This window comes from Anoxybacillus sp. PDR2 (genome assembly GCF_009834045.1).
GTDB lineage: Bacteria > Bacillota > Bacilli > Bacillales > Anoxybacillaceae > Anoxybacteroides > Anoxybacteroides rupiense.
This window is the reverse complement of record NZ_CP047158.1, coordinates 1,782,255-1,805,099: the sequence shown is the minus strand read 5'-3', so window position 1 is coordinate 1,805,099 and position 22,845 is coordinate 1,782,255. Positions and strand designations below refer to the sequence as shown.

13 protein-coding genes and 7 pseudogenes are annotated in these 22,845 nt (G+C 43.7%); 3 read left to right on the top strand and 17 right to left on the bottom strand.

Translation table 11 applies throughout. The features are described from left to right. Positions 1-8: 8 nt before the first annotated feature. The 5 genes from GRQ40_RS08675 to hmpA all read right to left on the bottom strand — a co-directional run bounded on the left by GRQ40_RS08675 (position 9) and on the right by hmpA (position 4,798). Positions 9-887, bottom strand: coding sequence for an ATP-binding protein (locus tag GRQ40_RS08675; RefSeq protein ID WP_159719754.1), 879 nt, complete (start codon positions 885-887; stop codon positions 9-11). A 138-nt stretch (positions 888-1,025) separates the two neighbouring features. Further along, entirely contained in the window at positions 1,026-1,400 is a 375-nt protein-coding gene (locus GRQ40_RS08670; protein ID WP_044742130.1) for a replication termination protein, read from the bottom strand. Between the two features lie 161 nt (positions 1,401-1,561). After that, positions 1,562-2,464 carry a formyltetrahydrofolate deformylase gene (gene purU, locus GRQ40_RS08665; RefSeq protein ID WP_159719753.1) on the bottom strand — a complete coding sequence of 301 codons (903 nt, stop codon included), beginning with the start codon at positions 2,462-2,464 and terminating at the stop codon, positions 1,562-1,564. Between the two features lie 67 nt (positions 2,465-2,531). Next, positions 2,532-3,482, bottom strand: a complete 951-nt coding sequence (gene msrA / locus GRQ40_RS08660) for a peptide-methionine (S)-S-oxide reductase MsrA (protein ID WP_080861988.1) — start codon at positions 3,480-3,482, stop codon at positions 2,532-2,534. A 77-nt stretch (positions 3,483-3,559) separates the two neighbouring features. After that, positions 3,560-4,798 (bottom strand): NO-inducible flavohemoprotein, encoded by a 1,239-nt coding sequence (hmpA, locus tag GRQ40_RS08655; RefSeq protein WP_066149297.1) that lies wholly within the window; start codon positions 4,796-4,798, stop codon positions 3,560-3,562. Positions 4,799-4,983: 185 nt separating this feature from the next. Here hmpA and GRQ40_RS08650 point away from each other — a divergent pair, with 185 nt between their 5' ends. The 3 genes from GRQ40_RS08650 (at position 4,984) to speE (ending at position 6,756) form a co-directional block, all read left to right on the top strand. Beyond that, the gene (locus tag GRQ40_RS08650; protein WP_080861983.1) at positions 4,984-5,424 is read left to right on the top strand and encodes an Rrf2 family transcriptional regulator; all 441 of its coding nucleotides are present in this window, start codon (positions 4,984-4,986) and stop codon (positions 5,422-5,424) included. A 216-nt stretch (positions 5,425-5,640) separates the two neighbouring features. Further along, a complete protein-coding gene (locus GRQ40_RS08645; protein WP_159719752.1) occupies positions 5,641-5,790 on the top strand; it encodes a hypothetical protein in 150 nt (49 codons plus the stop codon). 96 nt (positions 5,791-5,886) lie between these two features. Beyond that, complete coding sequence (gene speE, locus GRQ40_RS08640) at positions 5,887-6,756, top strand: polyamine aminopropyltransferase (RefSeq protein WP_066149293.1); 870 nt, start codon at positions 5,887-5,889, stop codon at positions 6,754-6,756. 160 nt (positions 6,757-6,916) lie between these two features. Here speE and GRQ40_RS08635 read toward each other — a convergent pair. The 12 genes and pseudogenes from GRQ40_RS08635 to parE form a co-directional block, all read right to left on the bottom strand. Further along, positions 6,917-8,081: pseudogene (locus tag GRQ40_RS08635) on the bottom strand (acyl-CoA dehydrogenase family protein). A gap of 138 nt (positions 8,082-8,219) precedes the next feature. Then, positions 8,220-9,718, bottom strand: a pseudogene (locus tag GRQ40_RS08630) (aminotransferase class V-fold PLP-dependent enzyme). 95 nt (positions 9,719-9,813) lie between these two features. Next, positions 9,814-10,244, bottom strand: a pseudogene (locus GRQ40_RS08625) (acyl-CoA thioesterase). Positions 10,245-10,520: 276 nt separating this feature from the next. Next, positions 10,521-11,927, bottom strand: a pseudogene (locus GRQ40_RS18975) (Na+/H+ antiporter NhaC family protein). 121 nt (positions 11,928-12,048) lie between these two features. Continuing rightward, positions 12,049-12,775, bottom strand: a pseudogene (treR, locus tag GRQ40_RS08615) (trehalose operon repressor). Between the two features lie 23 nt (positions 12,776-12,798). Further along, positions 12,799-14,480, bottom strand: a pseudogene (treC, locus tag GRQ40_RS08610) (alpha,alpha-phosphotrehalase). A 117-nt stretch (positions 14,481-14,597) separates the two neighbouring features. Next, a pseudogene (gene treP / locus GRQ40_RS08605) lies at positions 14,598-16,011 on the bottom strand (PTS system trehalose-specific EIIBC component). Positions 16,012-16,045: 34 nt separating this feature from the next. After that, entirely contained in the window at positions 16,046-16,531 is a 486-nt protein-coding gene (locus tag GRQ40_RS08600) for a PTS sugar transporter subunit IIA (RefSeq protein WP_044742141.1), read from the bottom strand. 528 nt (positions 16,532-17,059) lie between these two features. Beyond that, positions 17,060-17,560: a PTS sugar transporter subunit IIA gene (locus GRQ40_RS08595; RefSeq protein WP_044742142.1), complete on the bottom strand. Its 501-nt coding sequence runs from the start codon at positions 17,558-17,560 to the stop codon at positions 17,060-17,062. Between the two features lie 354 nt (positions 17,561-17,914). Continuing rightward, positions 17,915-18,283: a PilZ domain-containing protein gene (locus tag GRQ40_RS08590; RefSeq protein ID WP_044742143.1), complete on the bottom strand. Its 369-nt coding sequence runs from the start codon at positions 18,281-18,283 to the stop codon at positions 17,915-17,917. A 61-nt stretch (positions 18,284-18,344) separates the two neighbouring features. After that, complete coding sequence (gene parC / locus GRQ40_RS08585) at positions 18,345-20,774, bottom strand: DNA topoisomerase IV subunit A (RefSeq protein ID WP_159719751.1); 2,430 nt, start codon at positions 20,772-20,774, stop codon at positions 18,345-18,347. Then, on the bottom strand, positions 20,771-22,750 hold the full coding sequence (gene parE, locus GRQ40_RS08580) for a DNA topoisomerase IV subunit B (RefSeq protein ID WP_044742145.1): 1,980 nt from the start codon (positions 22,748-22,750) through the stop codon (positions 20,771-20,773). The genes parC and parE overlap by 4 nt, the downstream gene beginning before the upstream one ends. Positions 22,751-22,845: the final 95 nt, after the last annotated feature.

Genomic DNA, 22,845 nt, shown 5'->3' with positions numbered 1-22,845 from the left:
TCACACCCTCACTCAAAGAGAGTTTCTGCGATGTTTCTTACAGCCGCCTTTTCACGCTCGTCTTCAAGTTTATCGATAATGGCCCGTTCAATGGCTCTGAGCGGCGGCAAATAGACCGCTAAATCACACGCATCGATTAAAGCGCGGATCGAAGCGGCTTCTTCGGAAATTTGCCCATTTCTTACTTGAGCGATTAAGTCAGACGATAGAGTAACAAAACGATGGATTAAAGCCTCGTCTTTCAAAAGGCTCTGTGTCTGTAACACATCTTTTAATGCATCGCCTTGAACATATGGAACATCGATGACAACAAAACGGTTTTTCAACGCTTCATTAAGCGGAACCGTTCCCACATATCCTTCATTGATCGCCGCAATGACGCCAAATGTTTTTTCTGCCTTCACTACCTCTCCAGTAAACGGGTTCGTAATCATTTTTCGGTAATCAAGCACGCCATTTAAAATAGGGAGCGTTTCTGGTTTAGCCATATTAATTTCATCAATATACAATAAATGCCCCTTTTTCATCGCTTGGATCACTGGACCAGGAATAAACTCGATCGCTGTTTTTCCATCATGTTCATTAATCGTCTTGAAACCAAGAAGCGCTTCTGCATCCAAGTCCACCGAACAATTCACACTATGCATCGGCTGGCCGAATAAGTGGGACAGCGTCTCCGCAAGTTTTGTTTTTCCAGCCCCTGTGGGACCTTTTAGCAGCACGTTTTTCCCGAGTGCCAAAGCAATGATCGCATCGTACACAATCGTTTCATTTTCGGCTGTATAGCCGCCTTTTCCAATGAGATACGCATCTTTCTCACGAGCAAACTGCTCGTTTCGCTCTCGAATCATTTGCTCAATCATTGGAGGCAATGATAGAACGTTCATGGTGTCCGTCGCCCTTTCTTTATAAATGCATACCATATCATTCTACTAAATGCCAAGCCTAGATGCAAAGAAACCGTAAGTATTATATAAATACATTATGTAAACAATTAGTGATATGGAGGAGAACAAGTCCTCCTCTCAACTAAAATTATCTTGAATGGCTTTGCGAATCAATGCCTCACAGCGGTCTAATTCGGCTTTTAATTGCCGCTTGTATAGCTTTGCTTTCTCATATCCTCCATCAGCAAAACGGTAATACACTACCTCTTGATACTTCATTCCTTCTTTTTTTTGTTTCATTTGCTTCAAAATTCCGTCCTCAATTAAATCATGAAGCGCTTTATATACTTCGGAGTGGTTCGGCTTATATCCATACGGTTTAAATTCTTGGCGCAGAACATCTAATATTTTGAGGCCATAAAGGCGTTCCTGCTCAGTTAATGTAATTAAGTACAGCTTTAAAAAGGCTCGCTGCTTCAGCAAAAACCCGCTTGACGTCCGCTTTTCCCGCATTCGCCCTCCTCCTTTTACTTTTCAGGTTGTATTTATATTCATTCCATTTTATTTATAGAAATCCTGCTTTTTTCTTATGTTTTTATTTAGAACATAGTTTATTTTAACATAAAATAAAACGGAACGCCTCGATCATGGAGACATTCCGTTTTGGGTCAATATCAAGAAAATACAATGGTTTTATTTTCATGGATGATGACTCTGTCTTCTAAATGCCATTTCAAGGCTCTGGCAAGGACCGTTTTTTCAATAATGCGTCCAACCCGTTTTAAATCTTCTGGATGATAGCGATGATCCACTCTCGCCACATCTTGTTCAATAATCGGTCCTTCATCTAGGTCATCCGTAACATAATGAGAAGTGGCTCCGATCAGTTTCACTCCTCGTCTGTAAGCTTGTTCATATGGTCTGGCGCCAATAAAGGCCGGTAAAAATGAATGATGGATGTTAATAATTTGAAACGGGAATTCCGCTACAAAGGCTGGTGATAAAATTTGCATATAACGGGCAAGGACAATCGTATCTACCTTATGTTCCTTCAATAACGCGATTTGCTTTCTTTCCGCTTCGTCTTTTCCTTCCTTCGTCACGGGTATGTAATAGTAAGGAATCCCGAGAGCTTCCACGCTCTCGCGCATATGTTCATGGTTGCTTATCACAAAAGCGATATCGGCCAGCAGTTCTCCTGCCTCCCATTCCCATAACAGCTCGAGCAAGCAATGCTCTTCTTTTGAAACAAAAATGGCCATTTTTTTTAAATCGTTATGTAAACTTAAACGCCACTTCATTTCAAATGTCTCAGCAATTTTCGCAAATTCCTTTTCCATTTCTGCTTTCTTTGCCGTCATATCCGGGCAGTCAAATTCAATCCGCAAGAAAAAGGTGCCTCCCTGTGGATCGGTCGAATACTGGCTTGATTCGACAATATTGGCTCCTTGCTCATATAAAAAGCTCGTCACCGCCGCTACGATGCCCAGCTGATCTGGGCAAGCAATCAATAAACGGGCACGATTTTGATAGTTTTGCAGAAATGTCTGCAAACGACGTTCTCGAAAAATATGCATAAAAAAATCCCCCTCTTTTTTCATTTCTTCTCATCATACAAAAAAACAGTTGGCATGCCAACTGTTTTTACTGAAATAACGATACATATTCGCCATAGCCCTCTTTTTCCAAATCCTCTTTTGGAATAAACCGCAGTGCTGCTGAGTTGATGCAATAGCGCAGTCCAGTTGGCGCCGGCCCGTCATTAAACACATGCCCCAAATGCGAATCGGCTCCGCGGCTGCGCACTTCGGTCCGAATCATGCCGTGGCTTACATCTAGCTCCGTTTGGATATTTTCCGGACGAAGCGGTTGCGTAAAACTTGGCCACCCGCAACCTGAATCAAATTGGTCAAGCGTGCTAAATAACGGCTCTCCCGATACGATATCGACGTAAATCCCTTCGCGTTGGTTATTCCAGTAAGGATTATCAAACGGAGGCTCTGTCGCGTTGCGCTGTGTCACCTCGAACTGAAGCGGCGTCAGTTTTTTTCTTAGCATTTCCTCTCTTTTTTCATCACGCCAATGCTTTTTCAAAAACGCATCTCGGCCGGAACCGATCCGATAAAGCTTATAACGAAGCGGATTTTTTTTATGATAGTTTTGATGGTAATCTTCCGCCGGATAAAATATAGAAGCAGGCAAAATTTGCGTCACAATCGGTTTCGAAAACCGGCCGCTCGCTTCCAGCTCCCGTTTGGATTGCTCGGCTAATTGACGCTGTTGCTCATTATGATAAAAAATGGCCGTACGGTAGGATTCCCCTCGATCGTGAAATTGCCCGCCAGCATCCGTTGGGTCGATTTGCTGCCAATAAATATCCAGCAGTTTTTGATAAGGGAAAATAGCAGGATCAAATGTAATTTGGACAGCTTCGTAATGCCCTGTCGTATGCGTACACACTTCTTCATATGTAGGATTTTCTTTATGACCGCCTGTGTATCCAGATACGACCTTCATAATCCCCGGCTGCTCCTCAAACGGAGACACCATGCACCAAAAGCAGCCGCCAGCAAATGTAGCAAGCTCATATTCCATGTGGACCATCCTCCTTTATTTTTATCATACCAAAATAGGCAGCTTCCTTAAACAAAGAAGCTGCCTTAAACGTCACGCTATTTTGTTAAATCGCCGGCTGGACCGAAAAATTCGTAGTGAATCCTATCATCTGCTATGCCCCATTGTTTCAGTGCATGATAGACGGTTTTCATAAATGGGACGGGTCCGCATACATAAAAGTCAGCATGAGAATCTGGAACCATGGATTGGATCAGTGTCAAATCAACGAATCCTTCCTTCACAAAGTAAGGATTTTCGCGATCATGATTTTCAGGCGTTTGATAGCAAACTCCATATGAAAACGATGGATGTTCCTTCGCTAGGCGTGCAAGGTGAGCATCAAACGCGTGAACACGGCCATTGACAGCAGCATGAATGAACGTTACACATCGCTGTGGCTGTTTCGCTACTAATGTATTCGCCATGCTCAATAGCGGGGTCATGCCGACACCTCCGCTGATCAATACAACCGGTGTTTCTTTTGTCAAATCAAGGGTAAAATCGCCAGCTGGCGCGCTCAGCTCAAGCACGTCGCCTTCCTTCACCGAATCATGCAAATAATGAGACACAACGCCAGCCGGCTGAGCATCCGTTCCTGCTTCCCTCTTGACACTAATGCGGTAATATCCTGTTCCTGGGGCGTCAGACAAACTGTATTGGCGAATATGTGTATACTCTTCTCCAGGAATATGGACTTTCACGCTCACATATTGTCCCGGCAAAAAATCGCTAATGCCCCCGCCGTCTTCCGGTGCAAGATAGAAAGAGGTAATCAATGAGCTTTCTTTGACTTTCTTTTGTACGACGAATCTTCGAAAATCCTTCCATCCCCCTGCTTTCATCGCCGCTTCATCATATAATTGCTCTTCCACTTGAACGAAAACATTGGCGATCACTCCATAAGCCTCTTTCCACGCCTCGATGATCTCATCCGTCGCAGCATCTCCTAACACATCTTTAATTGCCAGCAATAAATGTTTCCCAACAATCGGATAATGCTCTTTTTTTACTCCTAAGCTGCGATGTTTATGGCCAATTTGCTTGACAACTGGCAAGATGGCTTCTAAGCGATCGATATGCTTGGCTGCCGCATAAACAGAAGCAGCGAGCGCTTTTTGCTGACGCCCTTGCTGTTGATGAGCATGGTTAAAGATGTTTAATAGCTCTGGATGATTGGAGAACATCAACTGATAAAATCGTTTCGTAATTTGCTCTCCGTATTTCTCCAACACTGGAACGGTTGATTGAATGATACGGATTGTTTTTTCATCTAGTAAGGAAGCTGTTTGATTCATCGTTCTTTCCCCTCCGCAAAAACATGTATTTTATATACATCTTTATTGAACCATAGGATTTTAGATAAAAGCAATATTTCAAATACATCTTTAACAAAATGTTCATATTCTTCTTTCGTTCAAAAAAAGAAAGCAAGTATGGTAAAATGACAATACGAAAAGTATTTAAAGGTGTGTGAAATCTTATGCAATTAACCAACTATACGGAATATGCCCTGCGCGTTCTGCTGTTTTTGGGAACACTTGAACCCGGGGATAAAACGAATATTAAAGAAATTTCCAAAGCCTACGCGATCTCTGAACATCATTTAAGCAAAATTGTATACGAATTAGGAAAGCATGGATGGATTGAAACCATTCGCGGGCGCAATGGAGGCATTCGCCTTGCCAAAAAACCGGAGGAGATTCGGCTAGGTGCGGTTGTTCGCCAAACGGAGGATAATTTATCACTCGTCGAGTGTTTTGCGGCTCATGGCAATCATTGCGTCATTACTCCTGCTTGCCAACTAAAGCACGTTCTTCACGAAGCATTAGAAGCGTTTTTGCATGTACTGGATTCTTATACATTAGCCGATCTCCTTGCCAATAAGCAACAGCTCCATCAAATATTTCATCGGCTTCCGTAATGCAAATCATAAAGCTTAGCCTTTCATCTCTTCTCGCATGTTTCCGCACCAAAAACCAGTTTCGCTTCCATTGAATTCATTTTTCCTCTCGATTCATATAAGCCGTTCTGTCCTTATGCACAGACGGCTTTTGATATTTTTGTTGCATTTACGACATACTATGAAAAATACGTGCCTCATACATAAAATAGAGGATCGAAAAAAAGGAGGAGAACGATGAACAAAAAAGGGAATCTATGGATAATCACACTGCTTGCAGCAACGATGCTTACAAGCTGCAGCGGCGATCAAGAAAAGCAGCAGAAACAAAACCAATCAACAGATTCGACAGGAGGCGGCATGCACTCCTCTAATCATGGACAGTAGCTCTTTATTTCATGTTTTGATATTTGTCACATGAGGCAAAATGTATTACTATTAGAAAGGTGTGAAAAAAACGGAATATGCTTGAAGGAGGTTGCAATGAAGAAACATCTACACGATTCACTACCGCCTTATTTAAAAGTCGAAAATGAAGAGCTGTGGCTTACGGAGGATGATCGCGAAAATTTAAAAATCAGCTATCGCATAAAAGAAGTGATTTTTTCTCAGCAATCGGCTTTTCAGCACGTCATGATTTTGGACTCATACGATTTTGGGCGAATGCTTGTGCTTGATGGTGTTGTACAAACGACATCGATTGACGGACATATTTACAATGAAATGATTTCCCATATTCCGCTACAGCTTCATCCAGCTGCTAAAAAAGTGCTGATTATCGGCGGCGGCGACTGCGGCGCTGCAAAAGAAGCGGCCAAATATCAGCAGCTTGAGCAAATTGATATGGTAGAAATTGATGAAGTCGTCGTGCAGTCCTGCAAGGAGCATCTGCCGGCTGTTTCCGGAAACCTTTCTGATCCGCGCGTCCGCTTTATTTATACGGACGGAGTTGCGTTTGTCAAAGAGCGCACGAAAGAATACGATGTCATTATCGTTGATTCATCTGATCCAGTAGGACCGGCTGAGGCGCTATTTTCCCGCGATTTCTACGCTAGCATCCGTCAAGCTCTTAAAGACGATGGGCTGATGGTTTGTCAAAGCCAATCACCTATTTTCCACTTAGACATCTTAAAACAAACACACACCAATATTCGTCAGTTATTTCCGCACGCTGCTGTGTATACAGCGACAGTGCCAACCTATCCAGGCGGACTATGGAGCTTTACGATCGGCTCTAACATTCCGCTTTCACTTCCGGAAAGCGCCGCGGTGCCAACTGATACAAAATATGTAAACGAAGCGGTGCTAAAGCAATGCTTTCAGCTTCCTGAGTTTATGCGAAAAGCACTTTAATTTTAATAGAAGCCGCCTTCCTAAAATAGTAGGAAGGCGGCTTTTGTTTTGTTACCTCGGTCTTTATACTATTCTCTGACTAGTAGCAAGCTAGTTTTTCTGCTGTGTCCGTACCGCAGCAAGCATGTTTTTTCTATTTCTCTTCTTTTTCCTACGCACGTTATTTCAGCGCACGTGTTGCCAGCATGGAAAGGGTGATATCATCAGCCGGCGGGTTATGCAGGCCGGCACGGACATCGCGGTAATAACGCTGTAAGGAATTCGTTGCAAATAAGCTTTGAGCGCCGACAATGCGCATCGACCAATCGACTATACGAACGGCCGCATTCGTAGCCACATATTTCACAGCCGCCAGCTCCTCTTTCATCTCCGGTCGTTTGGCCGGATCGCGATCCCACCTATCAGCGACCGCATACATAAAATGACGCGCTGTCATTAGTTCAAGGTCGATTTCAGCGATTTTCCGCTGCACTTCCGGCACTTCAGCAATCGGATGAGGAAGGCTATTAGGCTTGTATGCTTTTGCAAAATCAACGGCGTCGTTGCGAGCTGCTATCGCAATTCCTAAATAGCATGCCGGGATATGAAGTAGCCAGCCTTGCGCTTTCGCTTTTGTTTTCGGTGTACGAAGAATCTCGACAAGCGCTTCTTCTTCAACCTCGACACGATCTAAAATTAAGTCGTCGCTTCTGGTCCCCCGCATTCCAAGGGTGTTCCATGTTTCTTCGATTTTAAGCCCACACGCCGTCTTAGGAATGAGAAAATGACCGACTTCCCCCGTCTCTTTGATGGTGGCTGAGACAATAAAAATAATCGAGCGCAGGAGCCAGCGATGTAAATGTCTTCCGTCCCGAAATCCGCCAGCCGTCTTTTCGTCTTTCAGCCGTTGTCTCCGGTTTTCCGCCACGTGCCGGACTTCCTGTTGCCGCTTCTGAGTGGGCACTGTTCAGCAACACCTTTTTTTCAACAATTTCCTGACAAAGTCGAGCAAAGATCGATGGCGGCCACCTATCTTCTTCAGCTAAACTCATGACAATGCCTAAGTGCCAGCCAAGCGACAATGCTGTAGCCCCATCGCCTTGGGCCAGCATTTCTTGTACTAGTAAAAACTCGTATAATGAACTACCTTCTCCGCCATATTTTTTCGGTACCGTCAGTGCAAGCAATCCAGCTTCTTTTAACTCAGCAAAATTATCAAAGGGAAACGCCGCCTGCTCATCATGCCAAGCTGCGCGCGTCCGAAACTGCTCGGATAGCTGCCGCGCCTGTTCGTACAGCATTTGTTCCCGTTCGGTGCGGAGAAATAAATGGTATAGATGATTCATCTCGGTTTCTCCTTCTTCAATAAATATAGGTTTCTATGTTTTATTGTACCTGTTCTCCAATCGGAATGGAAACCATATGCCATTAACATATGCCTAGAGTTCTATTCATTCCAGCTTCAAGTTGTAGAATCGATCCATCTAAAAAGTAAAAAGATGGCGGACATGACGATCGTCTTCACGATGATAAAATTCATTTTTTGCTTCATCATATTCATATGCCGTTTTCAAGCTTTCCTTATGCTGTACAATGTAGCGAATCGCACGAATGATTTGGTACATATCATGATTCGTCATAATGGGATGCAAGGAGATGCGCACCCATCCTGGTTTGGCTAACAAGTTTCCCTCCTCCATGCTTTTGACCATGCTTGCAGATTGTTTTTGATCGATCCCAAGCAAATAATGGCCATACGGCCCAGCACATGAACATCCTCCACGTGCTTGGATGCCGAAATAATCATTAAGAAGTTTAACAATTAAATTATAATGCAAGTCTTCGATAATAAAGGAAATGATCCCGAGCCGATCCTCCCGCTCTCCTTCCAGCACATGCACGCTAGGAATAGTTTTTAATGAAGGCAAAAGCAGTCTTATTAACTCCTGTTCTCTTTTTATGATTGCCTCTATCCCCATTTTTTCCTTCAATTTGATGGCTAGCGCCGCTCGAATCGCTTGCAAAAACGGCGGGGTGCCTCCATCCTCCCGCTCTTCAATATTTGTCACATATTGATATTCTCCCCATGGATTCGTCCATAGCACCGTTCCTCCTCCCGGATGATCTGGAATGCGATTTTGATATAAGCGCCCATCAAAAACTAATATCCCCGCGCTTCGGGCCCGCCTAAAAACTTATGGGGCGAAAAGTAAATGGCGTCTAATTTTTGCAGCGGATCATCGGGGTGCATATTGATCGAGACATATGGAGCTGAAGCGGCAAAATCAACAAAGCAAAGCCCGCCATGCTCATGCATCATTTTGGCAAGGGTGTAATAAGGGGTTTGCAGCCCGGTCACATTGGAGCATGCAGTGAAAGCGCCAATTTTTAAAGAACGGTCCTTATATTGGTGTAATAGCGCTTGCAAATGATGGACATCTACCCCTCCTGTGGCGGTCGGGCGAATCGTGATGACTTCGCCAATTGTCTCCATCCACGACAACAAATTGGAGTGATGCTCCATATGGGTAACAAAAATAACAGGTACTTTACTTTTGGGGAGTTCGATATAGGGACGAAACCGCTCCGGTATACGCAAGCCGAGAAGGCGCTGAAGCTTGTTCACGGCGCTTGTCGTTCCTGCTCCTTCTAATAAAAGGACATCATGGGGACCCGCATTGACATGTCTTTTCATCACATCTTTTGCGTACTGGTATGCTAAGGTCATTTTAGTGCCTGTAATATTCGACTCTGTGTGGGTATTGGCGACATATGGGCCTATTTCCTCCATGATTTTACGTTCGATTGGCGCATATAAGCGGCCGCTTGCTGTCCAATCGGCATAAATCATTCTCTGCTGACCAAATGGAGTGGCAAAGGAAAAATCCGCTCCGATCGTCGCTTGACGAAATGGCTGAAAGTAAGTTTCTAATTCTCCGTGGGAAGTAAACCGTTGACTGCCGATCACTGCCTTAATTTCCATAAGCATACTCCCCCTTCCATTATGTTTATGATACAGTATGTATAAACAGAAAAAGGGGTTCATAAAAACAAGCTGCCTAATAATTAGGCAGCTTGTTATGATTTCAAGTGGTTTTCGATGTCAGACACGCTATATTTCTCGAGTCGGCTGCGCAAATCCTCTGGAATTGGCTCACTTTTTTGCGTCGCAAAATTAAAATAAACACCGACTACCTCTCCAAGCGCAATTAATGTTTGATTGTTCGCATCTACAATGCGATGAACAAGCGTAAAACTTTTATTTCCGATTTTGGATACATTCGTTTCCACCTTGAGCGTTTGGCCAAAATACGCTTGGTTGATAAAATCGCATTTAGCAGAGGCGACGATAAACTTCCATTCATGAGGATCGGCAGAGCCAAAGCCGAGCTGCTCAAATAAGCGAATTCTCGCCTCCTCTAAATATACAAAATAATTCGTATTGTTGACATGGCCAAGCGCATCTGTTTCTCCAAACGAACGGTGATATGAGTAATATGCGTAGCCATTTTTCTCCCCCTTTCCCCTATAAAGGCTTATCCATATGCTTTCCTTCATCATAGCGGAAATTTTTGTCTTTGGCAATTATTGTTTGAAAATATTTTTGATTATTTAGAACATAGTTTAAGAATATAGGGATAAGCTGATAGCTTTTATATTCCCCGAAGCATAAGGGAATGGATCTTGTGTTTTCATTTTTGAACAATAGATCAGTAAATAGAAAGCATTTTTATAAAATAAAATCGTCTTTTCCTATCTATTTATGGAGCGGTTGATTCTGCTAATCAGGGCAAAAGCCAAGCGGCGGCCAAATAGCTGAGTAATGAAAGAACACCACACACAAGCGAAATTTTTAATTTATATTTGGCATATTCCATTAAATCCAAATCCATAATGGAAGAAGTTGTTATCGTTGTATCGCCCAGCGGTGAAGCAAAAGCGCCGAATGTGCCACTAGCAAATACAGCACCTACGGTCATCGGAAGCGAAGCGCCCGTCGCTGCGGCCAGTGTGACACCGAGCGGCATAAACAGACCCCATGTTCCCCAAGATGTGCCGATAAAATAAGAAATAAACGAACCAAGCGCGAATATCATCGCCGGAACCATTTCTTTTGGCAGCATTCCGCCAAAAGTGGAAGCAATATAGTGCGAAAAGCCCACTGCTCTGCCGTAGCAGACAGGGCCCATACAAGAATAAGCATACCGATCGGAGCCATTAGCTCATTTCCCCCCTCAAAAAGATGATAAATTAATTCATCCAGCTTTTGGCGGCGGAATAAATAAAATAACATGGTCACAATAATGGTCCACAAATAGTGACACCACCATCACAAATGTTGCGTCCGCTGCGGTAAAGGCGGCGATCAGGTTGTCAGCTCCCGCTTTGTGCCATCATACCAAAGAAAAAAGCGTGAAGGAAAGGACAAGGAGAAGCGGAAAAAATAAGTGCAGCGGGCTCTCCCACTACTAAAGCGAGCTCTTTTTCAGACCGAGACGATGGAAATAATTCTGTTCGTCTCCTTTTTCCTTTTCTTCTTGGCCGATGCCGATATTTTTAAAGTAGTCACCACTCCGATCAATAGCGCAATAATGGCAAAAAAAATTATAAGGCAAGCTCGCAAGAAAGAGAGAAAACGCATTTTCTTCCATTTGGTTTTGCTTAAGCGCCCCATCTACAACCGATGTCATAAAACCGACAAAAGCCGTTGCCGCTGGAAGCAACACAATGATAGGCTCCGTCGAGACATCAATCATATACGCCATTTTTCGTTTATCGATATGAAACTTGTCGAGCAACGATTTCATAACAGGACCGATCAGCATGATACGAAACATCGGTGTAAAAAACGTAAAGGGAATGGTAAGCCAAATAAACCATAGCAAGCGGCGCCGAGAATGGATTTTTTTGCTGATCCATTGCACAAATCCTTTCATTCCGCCGGTAATCTGCATCATTCCGACTAAGGCGCCAAATAAATAAAGAAAAGCAAGCACTTGGATATGACTCATTTCCGTTGCGGCCTGCAGCGTTGCCTGAACGGCTTGCTCAATCGCTAAAAGGAAATGTTGTTCTAGAAAAAATGCTCCGATCAACAAACCGGCAACGAGTCCCGGCAGAATTTCTCGAAGCCAAATAGCAAGCGGGATGACAATGAGAAACGGCAATAATGAAACCCATGTTCCTTCCAATTTGATATTCACCAATCCTTATGTTAGAAGGATAGCCATAAATGCTTTAAACTATACTCCATTTATTGATTATTTAGCACATAGTTTTATTAAATTGTATTACCGAAAAAACCGCACGTGCTTATGGAAGCAGGTGCGGTTGATGAGTACGCCGGGCAAAATCAACAAACCGAAATTTATCGAGTCGATGTCTTGACTCAGTAAACTGAAATAAGCTCGCATCTTCTAAGTAGACAAAATTTTTCACAACGACTACATGTTCATAGCCGTTTAAATCAAATATTTTGATCCTCAGCTGTCACTCGGTCAACAAACATTTCTTTTTTAGCAAAGCTAATGCGAAGCTTTAGTTCGTTTTCCACATATTCATAAATTGAATTTTCACAATGTCGCGAGTCAATATTGGAACAAATTTTTGGCAAAGAAAGTCCTTGTCTAAAATAATTTTCTCTCCTTCAATTTCCGAGCACGAATCACTTTCCATACTTTTTCCTTATTTTCGGTTTCCAATTGCCGTTTAATATATTCATCAGGCTCAATCAGTTCAGTTCATGTACGATCGTTCTTGCCGGCTTGTTCATTTTTGCGCCAATTCCTTAAAGCTGACAAGTCCAGAGACAGGAAAGTCATATTTCCCGACATCTAATACGATGGACCCCTTTCCTTTTATTTTTGAATATAGCCATGCTCTGACAAAAGATTGAGCGCTTTGCGAATGGTTTCGCGCGATGTTCGATATTGCTGGGACAGTTCATTTTCAGAAGGCAGCTTTTCGTTCGGTTGAAAAGCGCCTTTGCGAATCTGAAGCAAAGATCGTTGTAAATCGCTAAAAATTTATTTTCCTTCATGGTCATCACCGAATTGTATTGTATCATTTTGTTAAATAATACACAATCGCCTCATATGGACGCAACATAATTTCTTGTACATGCTCAGAGGAGTCATTATAGTTGGAAAGCAAGATGCGGCTTGTATATCCGCTTATATCTAACTCGTCTGGCAAAATAAAGGTCGCTTGGCCGCCAAAAAAGTTGGCTACTACCAGCAGCTTTTCGCCATCTCCATTGCGCGCATAAGCAAAAATTCGCGGATGATCCTCTAGCAATAACTGATAGTTTCCTGTTGTAATAATCTCATAGTTTTTTCGCAATTCAATCAAACGCTTGTAATGATAGAAAATCGATGTCGGATCCTCTAATGCATTTTTTACATTAATTTCTTTAAAATTCGGTGCGACAGAAATCCAAGGAGTTCCAGTTGTAAATCCCGCATGCGGACTATCGTCCCATTGCATCGGTGTCCGTGAATTATCCCGCGATTTGCATTTTAAAATTTCAAGTACTTCTGCTTCTGGTTTTTCCTTGCTCCAGTAAAATTTTATACATATTTAAGGTTTCCACATCGCGGTATTCTTCAATTCTCTCGAACTTCGGGTTGGTCATGCCGATTTCTTCACCTTGATAGATGTAAGGTGTTCCTTGCATCATATGAATAACGGTCGCCAGCATCTTCGCTGATTCTTTATGATAGACTTGATCATCACCATAGCGCGACACGATTCTCGGCTGGTCATGATTACACCAGAAGAGGGCATTCCAGCCTCCTCCTTTATTCATTTCCACCTGCCAAGTAGATAAAATTTGTTTTAAAGCCAGAAAATCGAATGGAGCCGCCGCCCATTTCTCACCATTTGGGTAGTCTACCTTTAAATGGTGAAAGTTAAATGTCATATTCAATTCGTTTCGCGCTGGATTGGTATATTGAATACAATGATCAATGGTGGTCGATGACATCTCCCCCCGTCATAATATCATATTTTGCAAACACTTCCCGATTCATTTCCTGCAAAAACTCATGAATGCGCGGACCGTCTGTATAAAATCGGCGGCCGTCCCCCAACGGCAAGGATTCATCATCATCGAGAAACGTTGATCTTTCGAAATCAAATTAATGACATCCAAGCGAAAACCGTCGACGCCCTTTTGAAACCAAAAATGCATTATTTCATAAATCGTTTTGCGCAGTTCTTCATTTTCCCAATTCAAGTCCGCCTGAGTGACGTCAAACAAGTGCAGATAATATTGCCCCGTTTTCATCATACTCCCAAGCCGATCCGCCAAATTTGGACGTCCAGTTTGTTGGAGGGCTGCCGTCTGGTTTAGGGTCCTTCCAAATATAAAAATGACGGTAGCGGTTTTCTTTGACGAACGCGCCTGCTGAAACCACTCATGATCGGTTGAGGTGTGGTTGACGACCATATCCATAATCACTTTGATACCGCGTTGATGAGCTTCAGCAAGCAGACGCTCGAAGTCCGCCATTGTTCCATAATCTTGATGGACACTAAAATAATCACTAATATCATAGCCGTTATCTCGCTGTGGCGAAGCATAAATAGGCGTCAGCCAAATGACGTCAATCCCTAATGTCTTTAAATAGTCTAATTTTTCGATAATCCCTTGCAAATCTCCTATTCCATTTCCCGTCGTATCTTTAAAGCTCTTCGGATAAATTTGATAAACAACGGATTTTTTTCCACCATGGTTGCTTCAATGAATATCACCTCGTTTATAATTTTGCGACTATCGGGAAAAACGATACCATTGGCGGTCATTCACCAATGGTATGAATCTTTAGTTATTTATATTGATTATTTAGAACATAATTCTATTAATTATAGTCTTTGCGAATTTTTCCCAACACAAACGTTAGAACAAATGGCAGCACAATCGCGATCGCCATTCCAATGAAAAACGGCGCCCATTTTTGCGGAACGATTGATAAGAAACCAGGAAGACCGCCCACGCCGATGGAAGCTGCGATCACTTTATTGAGCGTGATGAACATTCCGCCAACCGCGGCTCCAATCATCGCTGAAATAAATGGATAACGGAAGCGTAAATTCACTCCAAACATGGCCGGTTCCGTGATTCCTAAATAAGCTGAAACAGCAGATGTGAATGATAACCCTTTCAGTTTCTCATCTTTTGCTAAAAACATCATCGATAACGCTGCTGAACCTTGAGCGATATTCGAAAGAGCAAGAATCGGCCATAAAAATGTTCCGCCCGTGTTGGTGATCAGCTGCAAATCAACCGGCAAGAACGTATGATGCATCCCCGTGACCACAAGAGGGCATATAACGCTCCATATAGAAGCCCGCCAATCGCAGGAACATTATGAAACACGGAAACAAATACACTCGTAATTCCGTTGCCGATGGCAAATGTAATCGGCCCGATCGCGATAAACGCTAAAAATCCGGTAAAAAGCAACGAAAGCGGGCAACTAGCAGCAATTGAAACGCATCAGGAATTCGTTTGCGCAAAAACAGTTCTGTTTTCGCCAGCACGTACGATGCCACTAATACAGGCAATACTTGCCCTTGGTATCCTACCTTTTGAACATCCAATCCAAACAGATTCCATACAGGAATTTTTCCTTCTTCTTTCGCTGCTCCCCATCCCCATGCGTTTAACAAATCTGGATGAACGAGCATTAAGCCAAGCACAATACCGAGCAATGGACTGCCACCAAATTTCGTTACCGCTGACCAGCCGATTAAACCTGGTAGAAAGACGAACGCCGTGTTGGCAATTAAGTTAATGATGCTAGCAAAATCGGCCCACTCTTTATGCACTTCCACAAACGATTTATTTTCGTAAAAAATCCCTTGGCCTGTTAGAATGTTATTAATCCCCATCAATAAACCCGCTGTTACAATCGCCGGCAAAATTGGAATAAAGATATCCGCTAATGTTTTAATCGCGCGCTGAAGCGGGTTTAGCTTCGCTTCCGCTGCATCTTTAATCTCTTGCTTTGTCGCGCGGCCAATACCCGTCAACTCCACCATTTCGTTGTACACTTTATCAACGAGCCCTTGTCCAATTACGACTTGAAACTGGCCGTTTGCGGAAAAGGAACCTTTGACGAGATCAATACTTTCTAAAGTCTCTTTATCTACTTTGCTCTCATCCTTTAATGCAAATCTTAAGCGGGTGACACAATGTGTTGCCGCCACAATATTCTCTTTTCCTCCAACAGACTCTACAATCTTTTCGACTGATTGTTTGCTGATGCTCATGATGATCCCTCCGTAACCGTTTACAAAATAAATGCTACTTTGCTACGACAAATAGTAACCAATCCGTTCCTGCCTGCACGTTTTCAAGCGGCTTCTTTTCAAGTGATTGAATAGCATCCATATTGGTAATGACAATCGGTGTGATCGTGCTTGCCGCCTTTTCCTTAACCAACTCCAGGTCAAACGTCAATAAGCGGTCGCCTGCCTTGACTTTGTCGCCGACTTTCACATGTCCAACAAACCCTTCCCCATTCATCATGACGGTGTCTAAGCCAACGTGGATTAATAGCTCCAGCCCTGCATCTGAACGAATGCCAATCGCATGCTTTGTATGGAAAAATTGAATCACTTCCCCATTAACCGGCGAAACGACAATCCCCTCTGCAGGATCAATCGCTACTCCATCCCCCATAAGCTTTTGGGAAAACGTTGGGTCAGGAACTTGTTCGATCTCGACTATTTTTCCAGTTAAAGGCGCTACGAGCGTTTCTTCTTTTTTGCGAAACCATTTTTTTAACATCATGAACTCCCCTTTTAACCGCTTTCAAAACTTGTATATACAAGATGTTTTTATTTTAATCTGTATATACAAGTTCGTCAATAAAAAAATCGCCTGTATATCATCATGTTCGTTCTCTTTTCACGATATGATTCATCTGCGCAAGGCATAGAGTATTTTTTAAGATAAAGGTGCTTATAGACATCAAGTTTGGATTCATTTTCGGCGGCCGGACGGTTGAATAACCAATCGCTTCTTCTTAAAGCCCTTACAGGAGCAGAAAAAAGAATATGATTCAAGTCTTTATCATGCATACATGATAAAAAAGCAAATCATTGAACCTTTTCCAACCGCCCATATCCAGAGATCATTCGTTTCATCTTTAAAGAGACGTTTATGTACTCTCTCATTCTCACATCGTTCGAATAACAAAATCGATAGAATAGAGCGGTTTAGTGAGGGGGATCCAAGAAACTCAACCTACATCCATATATTTTTTACAAAAGTGCAAATATTCAGACTGAACAAGCAACAAAAATCCCTCCTTATTTATTTCACACGAAACAGGCATGTTCTTGTGACCATTACCCGCAGCAGCGCGCTTTGTCCTGCGACGCATGTTGGCCGTGAAGCAATTTTCGTAATCTCCGCCTGCTCATGATTGGTGATAATAACTGGCGTTAGAAGGCTAGCCGCTCTTTTTTTGATCGTTTTTAAATGAAATGACAGCAGCAAATCCCCTCTTTTCACCATTTCTCCCCTTTTAACATGGACGGTGAAGCCTTCTCCGTTCAACAGCACCGTCTCCAGCCCTACATGAATCAAAATCTCTACTCCTTTGTTCGATAAAATTCCAATGGCATGTTTGGAACGAAAAATATTAGCCACTCTGCCATCCACTGGAGCAACGACTTGTCCATCGTTTGGCATAATCGCGATGCCGTCTCCTAAAAATTTATGCGAAAACGTGGGATTCGGTACCTCTTCCAGCGGTATAATCCGACCATTCAATGGTGCGAAAATAATCTCTTCCTCTTGCCAAGGTATCATTATGGTTCACCCTTTCATTCATATAAAAATGAACATGTATATACATGCACTTTCTTTAGGCATCATTTTAACCTGTATATACAAGGCAGTCAATCCTATTTTTATTCGGAACGAAAAACGAAAAAACAAAAAAAGCAAGCCACAAAAAGACTTGCTGTTGATGATGATAAAGCCGTGTACACACTAATAAACACTAATAAAGCGATTGGCCCATGTTGCGGCACGATGTCTCGCGGGCTTTCTAAGAGCCTTTCTATTTTTTATTTTCGCCAAAAAGTTGGACAGTCTGCCTTATCCTTGACATTAAAATCCCCCCTCCTAACATGAGGATGGGGGGCACACGCCTATTGATTGCTAATCGCTCTGGCGAAGTGTCACATATCGCTTAAGTTCGCGAATCATGATTTCCTCCTGTTCATGTGACAGGTGCAGCTGCAATCCATAAAAGTAACCTCTAAAGTCCCTCTTTTGCCACACGATGATTCCTAATAAATTGAATTCGACATCGTTAAGCATAAATGTCACTTGAATACAGACATCCCGCGGGCGCGGAGGAATGTCAAATACCGTGCGGATCTTCATCCCCTTTGGACTGATATCGTAAATTTCAACAGCTCCTTTTTCGCTGTCCATCTCTTTTCCATCAATATAAGCGATGCGGAATGTGCCCAAAAGCGGCTGTCCGAATTGATAGCGAAAGGCTTCGTTTCGCTTAAATCGCATCGTCGTTCCCCCTCCCGCTCATCCTTCGTCTATCGATTCCATGTCCATTTCTAGCTATCTGTCAGCTTCCGTGATGGAAATCGGTGAGCCACATTTCTTTAACATCTCCTGCTTCTTCATGGTCCACGACAAATTTCCCGCTATTATATCGATCAACCAGCTTCAGCTGCGACAGATCAATCACTTCTATTTCTCCTTTTTCCGTCCGCACCACCATTTGGCTTGGGTCGCTTTCCACTATGGCCGCCGCCGCAATTCGGTGAGGGTTCGTTTTTAATTCACGAATCATCACCAATCCCCGCTTAGCGCGCGAAGATTTTTCAAATTCGCCAAGCCCCATCTTTTTCACTGCTCCCCGTTGCGTAGCGATGACAATTTTGGCTTGCTCCGGTGAAAAAATAGGCTGTGCTGCGACAACAAAGTCGTTTTCTTTTAATTGAATGCCCTTCACCCCTGCCGCTCGGACACCGACCGGATTCACTTCCTCTTCGCTAAACCATAGCCCATATCCTTGGTGAGTCACAAGAAAAAGATCTTGATGTCCGTCCGTCATGTAAACATGGACAACCTCATCATGCTCTTTTAAATTCAACGCAACTAACGGTCGGCCATAACGCTGCACTTTATATTGTTGGATCGGCGTTCGTTTGACCATCCCTTGCTTGGTGACAAACATCAAATCATGCGGCTGATCAAAATCCTGAACGGAAACCGCTGCGACCAGCTCGTCCTCCCGATCAAGCGGGACCATATGGGAAATATGCTGACCAAGCTCCTTCCAACGAATATCCGGCAGCTCATGAACAGGACAATATATATAACTTCCCTGTCGTGTAAACAAAAGCAGCACATCCGTTGTATTCATCTCAAACTGCGCCAGCAGCCGATCGGATTCCTTCATGCCAAAATCCTGTCCATTAGAGGCTGTATATGAGCGAAGGCTCGTTCGTTTCACATATCCTTCTTTTGTGACAGTAACGATGACATCTTCCGCCGGAATCATAACTTCCAAATTAATTTTAATTTCTTCAATTTCCTCTTGAATGGCGGTTCTTCGTTCATCAGCATATGTCTTTTTTAATTTTCTTAATTCCGCTTTAATGACGGACAACAGTTTTTTTTCACTGGCCAAAATCGCGCTTAGCTCGCTGATTTTTTTCTCCAGCTCTTCCGCCTCTTGCTTTAGGGCCGTAATATCGGTGTTAGTCAAACGATAAAGCTGAAGGGACACAATTGCTTCTGCCTGAGCTTCCGTGAACGCGTATTGAGCCATTAACCGGTCTTTTGCCTCCCGCTTATCCTTCGAAGCCCGGATTGTCGCGATGATCTCATCCAAAATGGATAATGCTTTCATCAATCCTTCGACGATGTGCTGGCGATCATGGGCTTTTTTCAGCTCATATCGCGAACGATTGGTAACCACTTCCTTTTGATGCTCAATGTAGGCATCCAGCAGCTCAAGCAAGCTCAGCAGCTTCGGACGACGGTTATGAATGGCAACCATATTAAAATTATACGGCACCTGTAAATCCGTATTTTTATATAAATAGTTTAAAATTCCTTCCGCATCTGCCTCTTTCTTTAATTCAACGACAATGCGAAGGCCCGTGCGGTCCGTTTCGTCACGAACATCGGCAATTCCATCAAGCTTTCGGTCAAAACGGAGCTCATCCATTTTTTTGACCAAATTGGCCTTGTTTACTTCATAAGGCAGCTCTGTAATGATAATTTGCTGCTTGCCGCCCTTTGCGGCTTCAATCGTTGCTGTTCCCCGGATCATAATTTTTCCTTTTCCGGTTTCATACGCTTTTTTGATTCCTTCTCTTCCTTGAATGATTCCTCCCGTCGGAAAATCCGGACCGTGAAGAACGGTCATGATCTCATCCACTGTACAATTTGGCTTATCAATTCGCATAATGACAGCATCAATCACTTCTCCTAAATGATGGGGAGGAATTTCAGTAGCATATCCTGCCGAGATTCCGGTCGAACCGTTCACTAATAAATTCGGAAACATCGCCGGCAGAACGACCGGTTCCTCGCTTGTGTCGTCAAAGTTAGGGACAAACTCTACCGTTTGTTTTTCAATATCTCGCAGCAACTCTACGGCAATCGCAGAGAGGCGCGCTTCCGTATAACGCATCGCTGCCGGAGGGTCTCCGTCGATGCTGCCGTTATTTCCGTGCATTTCAATCAAAATGTTGCGCAGCTTCCAATCTTGGCTCATTCGTACCATTGCTTCATAAACAGACGAATCCCCATGTGGATGGAAGTTGCCAATCACGTTGCCGACCGTCTTCGCCGCTTTGCGGAAGCCCTTATCCGCTGTATTGCCGTCGACATACATGGCATACAAGATGCGGCGCTGCACCGGCTTAAGTCCATCGCGAGCATCAGGCAGCGCGCGCTCCTGAATAATATATTTACTGTATCGTCCAAAGCGGTCGCCCAACACATCCTCCAATGGCAAATCCAATAACCGTTCGGTCATCTGACTCCCTCCTCTGCTGCTACGACATGTTCGTTATCTAAAATGTTCAGATCTTCTTCTAAGCCAAATTGGACATTCGCTTCAATCCATTTGCGCCGCGGTTCGACTTTATCTCCCATCAGCGTTGTGACGCGCCGCTCCGCTCTGGCAGCATCATCAATTCGCACGCGAATCAGCGTACGCGTTTCTGGATTCATTGTCGTTTCCCATAGCTGGTCAGCGTTCATTTCGCCAAGACCTTTATAGCGTTGAATCGTGTAGCCTTTGCCGAATTTTTTCACCGCTTCTTTTAATTGCTCATCCGTCCAAGCATATTCTATGATTTCTTTTCTTCCCGCTCCTTTGCTAATTTTATAGAGCGGCGGAAGCGCGATATACACCTTGCCTGCTTCAATTAGCGGCCGCATATAGCGGTAGAAAAATGTAAGAAGCAGCACTTGAATATGGGCGCCGTCGGTGTCGGCATCGGTCATAATAATCACCTTATCGTAGTTGATATCGGCCAAGGAAAAATCGGCTCCCACGCCGCCGCCGATCGCGTGAATGATCGTGTTGATTTCTTCATTTTTAAAAATATCAGCCAGCTTCGCTTTTTCTGTGTTAATGACCTTCCCCCTGAGAGGCAGCACAGCTTGGAAGCGGCGATCTCGTCCTTGCTTCGCGGAGCCGCCTGCCGAATCCCCTTCGACTAAATACAGCTCATTTTTGTTCGGATTGCGCGACTGGGCCGGCGTCAGCTTGCCGCTTAATACCGCTTCTTTTCCTTTTTTCTTTTTTCCACTTCGCGCTTCCTCGCGTGCCTTGCGCGCTGCTTCTCGCGCTTGGTAAGCCTTTATCGCTTTTTTGACGAGCATCGCACTGATATCCGGATTTTCCTGTAAAAAATAAGTTAAATGCTCCGCGACGATCGCATCGACGGCTGAACGAGCTTCACTCGTTCCAAGCTTTCCCTTTGTCTGGCCTTCAAACTGCAATAAATGCTCGGGGATTCTTACAGAAACAATCGCTGAGAGTCCCTCGCGAATATCGGAACCTTCTAGATTTTTATCTTTTTCTTTTAATAAGCCGGTTTTGCGAGCGTATTCATTAAACACGCGGGTCATGGCTGTTTTGGCGCCCGCTTCATGCGTTCCGCCATCCTTTGTGCGGACGTTATTAACAAATGAAAGCACGTTCTCCGAATAGCCGTCATTAAATTGAAACGCAAACTCCACCTCGATGCCATTTTGCTGCCCTTCAAAATACACGACTGGATGCAGAGCATCCTTTTCCTCGTTGAGATAAGCAACAAACGCTTCAATTCCGTTTTCATAATGAAATTTCTCTTTTGCGCCGGTCCGCTCATCGATTAGTTCAATTTTCAGTCCTTTTAATAAAAAGGCCGATTCTCTTAGCCGTTCGCTGAGCGTTTCATAATTGAACGACGTCGTGCTAAAGATGCTGGAGTCCGGCTTAAATTGGATCATCGTCCCCGTTTTCGATGTCGTTCCGATTTTCTCCAATGTCGTCACGGGCGTTCCACCGTTTTCAAACCGCTGCCGATAGATAAATCCATCGCGATGAATCGTGACAACAAGCCACTCCGATAAAGCGTTGACGACCGAGGCCCCGACTCCATGCAAACCGCCACTTGTTTTATACCCGCCTTGTCCGAATTTGCCGCCTGCATGCAAGACGGTTAAAATCACTTCCGGAGTCGGCTTGCCAAGCTTATGCATGCCCGTCGGCATTCCCCGGCCTTCGTCAAGCACCGTGATGCTATTATCTTTATGTATTTTGACGAGAATATAGTTTCCGTACCCCGCCAACGCTTCATCAACGGAGTTATCGACAATTTCATATACAAGATGATGCAGGCCGCGGCTGTCGGTGCTGCCGATATACATTCCCGGACGTTTTCTCACCGCTTCAAGCCCTTCAAGCACTTGGATCGCATCATCGTTATATTCATATCGTTGCTGATTTGTCACGAACATACCCCTTTCAAAAACAAGAACGTTTGTTTCTGTTTTATTGTAGCATAAATTTGCAAAACGTCTATGCCTATTTTACCGTTTTCAGCCGAACACGC

Excerpts from the sequence above, each read along its gene's own strand:
- GRQ40_RS08675 (WP_159719754.1), bottom strand. The coding sequence starts at position 887 with ATGAACGTTCTATCATTGCCTCCAATGATTGAGCAAATGATTCGAGAG.
- GRQ40_RS08670 (WP_044742130.1), bottom strand. The coding sequence starts at position 1,400 with ATGCGGGAAAAGCGGACGTCAAGCGGGTTTTTGCTGAAGCAGCGAGCC.
- purU (WP_159719753.1), bottom strand. The coding sequence starts at position 2,464 with ATGCATATTTTTCGAGAACGTCGTTTGCAGACATTTCTGCAAAACTAT.
- msrA (WP_080861988.1), bottom strand. The coding sequence starts at position 3,482 with ATGGAATATGAGCTTGCTACATTTGCTGGCGGCTGCTTTTGGTGCATG.
- hmpA (WP_066149297.1), bottom strand. The coding sequence starts at position 4,798 with ATGAATCAAACAGCTTCCTTACTAGATGAAAAAACAATCCGTATCATT.
- GRQ40_RS08650 (WP_080861983.1), top strand. The coding sequence starts at position 4,984 with ATGCAATTAACCAACTATACGGAATATGCCCTGCGCGTTCTGCTGTTT.
- GRQ40_RS08645 (WP_159719752.1), top strand. The coding sequence starts at position 5,641 with ATGAACAAAAAAGGGAATCTATGGATAATCACACTGCTTGCAGCAACG.
- speE (WP_066149293.1), top strand. The coding sequence starts at position 5,887 with ATGAAGAAACATCTACACGATTCACTACCGCCTTATTTAAAAGTCGAA.
- GRQ40_RS08600 (WP_044742141.1), bottom strand. The coding sequence starts at position 16,531 with ATGTTAAAAAAATGGTTTCGCAAAAAAGAAGAAACGCTCGTAGCGCCT.
- GRQ40_RS08595 (WP_044742142.1), bottom strand. The coding sequence starts at position 17,560 with ATGATACCTTGGCAAGAGGAAGAGATTATTTTCGCACCATTGAATGGT.
- GRQ40_RS08590 (WP_044742143.1), bottom strand. The coding sequence starts at position 18,283 with ATGCGATTTAAGCGAAACGAAGCCTTTCGCTATCAATTCGGACAGCCG.
- parC (WP_159719751.1), bottom strand. The coding sequence starts at position 20,774 with ATGACCGAACGGTTATTGGATTTGCCATTGGAGGATGTGTTGGGCGAC.
- parE (WP_044742145.1), bottom strand. The coding sequence starts at position 22,750 with ATGTTCGTGACAAATCAGCAACGATATGAATATAACGATGATGCGATC.